The organism is Magnetococcales bacterium (assembly GCA_015228935.1).
Classification (GTDB): domain Bacteria; phylum Pseudomonadota; class Magnetococcia; order Magnetococcales; family DC0425bin3; genus HA3dbin3.
The window spans coordinates 1-2,916 of sequence record JADGCO010000190.1 but is presented as its reverse complement, the minus strand read 5'-3'; the positions used below and the strand labels follow the sequence as shown (position 1 = coordinate 2,916).

The window sequence follows — 2,916 nt, the reverse complement described above, 5'->3', positions numbered from 1 at the left end:
CCAACAAAGTCTTCCATGTCAAATCCTTTTAATGAAGGGGTTCTGAATGGTTACCTTTTTTATTCAACAGTCATGACCAAATTATTCTTGAGATTTTCTACACAAACCGGCTTCACGATTCAACAGATTTTCATGTTCCATCCGGCTCAGGTCTTGATCATCGTTTCGGTCATTGGAAAAACAGTTATTCAGTTGGGTGGCTCTCGCCCCAAACCCCACCAGGACTCTGTCCTGGACCTGTCCGGTCGCCAGCCCCTGGACCCCATGACCACCAAGAGGATCCCGACCCCGACAGCCAGAATGGCATACTCCACAATGATTGCGTGATCAGCCGGGGGAAGAGGTACCCCCTTCCCCCGGCTGTGTGACTTGTTTACCGACCGCCGAGCAAGGTCAGTGCAATCTGGGGTGATTGGTTGGCCTGGGCCAGGATCGACGCAGCAGCCTGTTGCAAAATCGAGTTGCGGGTCAGGTTGGCGGTTTCCGAGGCAATATCTGCATCCATGATTCTTGAACGGGCAGATTCGGTATTCACAGACTGATTCGCCAGAGTCGAGATCACCGAATCAAACCGGTTTTGCAAGGATCCAATGGTGGCCCGGATCGAAGAGACACTCGCGATGGCATTATCCAGGATTGTGATGGCCGACATGGCCTGGGAACCATCACCGGTGATGCCTGCCAGGGCCGAGCACAAGCCAGTGGCCGTTGCGCTCAGAATGGTGGCTGACAGAATCTGTCCACTGAACGCACCCACCTGGACCTGAACCGCTGTAAAGGAGCCGGTGAGTAGATATCTGCCATTGTATTGGGCATTCTTGCCAATCCGGTCAACTTCCGAAAGAAGTTGGGCAAATTCGGAGTTCAAGCTCGTGCGATCCGTCGTGGTCAAGGTCATGGATGATGCCTGCACGGCCAGTTCCCGCATCCGTTGCAAGGCGTTGGTGGTCTCTTCAAGAGAGCCTTCAGCGATTTGAAGGGCGGAAATGGCATCATTGACATTCCGCGACGCCATGTTAACGCCGCGAATCTGGGATGTAAGTCCGGAGGCAATTGCCAAGCCGGCGGCATCATCTGCTGCCGAATTGACCCGCAGGCCAGATGACAACCTCTCAAACGAACTCGCAAGCTTCCCAGAAGCCAGGCTCAAATTTCTCTGTGCAGACAATGCTCCAATATTGGTATTGATGGAAAGGCCCATTGTTCATCTCCTGTTTTTTTACGTTATTACCTTCCATGGTTACGCATGAGTTGTTCGCTTTTTACAGGACCAACCCTAATCCTGCTATTCAAACTGAATAACAAATATGTTTATCTTGCCTGTTCATCTTCTCTTACTTACTTTATCGGATGTTTCACTTTTTTTCTTGAGCTTTTTTTTAATCATTCTGTCGATTTTTTTTGATCATTCTTTATTTTAGACAATATTAATCAAAATACTTCAAGAAAAACTTTCAAGCTTTCCTGAAACATGACAAAAAAACAAATTCCGATGGCAGTATCTATGGCGCAGGTCTCATATCAACCCTACAAAATACTGATTGAATTCCATATTCCATATAAAAAGACCGGGTTGATCTTTCCATTCGGGAACGTTCGATAAAATTCAGGGTGGGGGCAAACAGGGTGAACAGGATATGCCCCCACCCGCCGATCATCGCGCACCTGCCACAAGTGCCAGGGCCAGTTGCGATTGTTGATTGGCCTGGGCCAGGATGGCCGCCCCGGCCTGTTGCAGAATGGACGCCCGGGTCAAATTGGCGCTCTCGGTCGCCACATCCGCATCCATGATTCGTGAGCGTGCGGCTTCTGTATTCACAACCGTGTTTTGCAGGGTCGATATGACCGACTCAAACCGGTTCTGCAAAGAACCGATGGTGGAGCGAATGCTGGAAACACTCAGGATGGCATTATCCAGCGTCGTGATGGCAGACATGGCCGCCGAACCATCACCGGCAATGGTGGCCATGGTGGAACACAATCCCGTGGCCGTTGCACTCTGAATGGTCACGGACAAAACCTGTCCGCTGTACGCCCCAACCTGGATGGCAACGGCCGTGAATGATCCTGTCAGAAGGTTCAAGTTGTTGTATTTGGAATTTTTCCCAATCCGATCCACCTCGGAAAGAAGCTGGGTGAATTCCGTATTCAAACTGGTGCGATCCGTTGTTGTCAGGGTCCCTGATGCAGCCTGGACCGCCAGTTCCCGCATGCGTTGCAAGGCATTGGTGGTCTCATCCAGGGCACCTTCCGCCACCTGCAATACTGAAATGGCATCATTCGTATTGCGAACTGCCTGGTTCATTCCCCGTATTTCCGCTGACATGCGTGTGCCAATGCCAATTCCGGAGGCATCATCCGCTGCCCGATTGACCCGCAATCCCGAGGACAATTTTTCAAAGGTGTCACTCAAAAACTTGCTGGACTTGGACAGATTGTGTTGGGCATTCAACGATGCCAGATTTGTATTCAATGAAATCGACATGTTCGATACTCCTCCTTGAAAGGGAATATTCCTTTAATTCCCAATGTACCCTTCCATGGATCTCCATGAGCTGTTCTTTATAAAGGGCCAACTCTACCCTTGTCTGCATACCGGAATCCTGCATCTGCCGCTGATTTCATGCTCGCCGGAATCCTGCATCTGCCGCTGATTTCATCCTTGTCCATCAAAACCTCTTTTATTGGTACGATCAGTTTGCATGACCCGCCTGTGAATACTGCCTGATGTATCTCCTTCACCCCATGGAACCGCGTTTACAACCCTGCACGGATGTCCAGTGAACTGATTCGATCATGCAGGGGGAAACTCCTGTTTATGCGCCGGGAGTTTCCCCCCATTTTTTTTAGCGACCGCCCAACAGACTCAGGGCAATCTGGGGTTGTTGGTTGGCCTGGGCCAGGATGGAGGCTCCG

General features: G+C 50.5%; 2 protein-coding genes. Both read right to left on the bottom strand.

Annotated features, from left to right (window positions below; translation table 11 throughout):
* Positions 1-373 precede the first annotated feature (373 nt).
* A complete protein-coding gene (locus HQL65_20530; protein ID MBF0138621.1) occupies positions 374-1,201 on the bottom strand; it encodes a flagellin FliC in 828 nt (275 codons plus the stop codon).
* Between the two features lie 453 nt (positions 1,202-1,654).
* Positions 1,655-2,485 (bottom strand): flagellin FliC, encoded by an 831-nt coding sequence (locus HQL65_20525; GenBank protein MBF0138620.1) that lies wholly within the window; start codon positions 2,483-2,485, stop codon positions 1,655-1,657.
* Between the last annotated feature and the right edge of the window lie 431 nt (positions 2,486-2,916).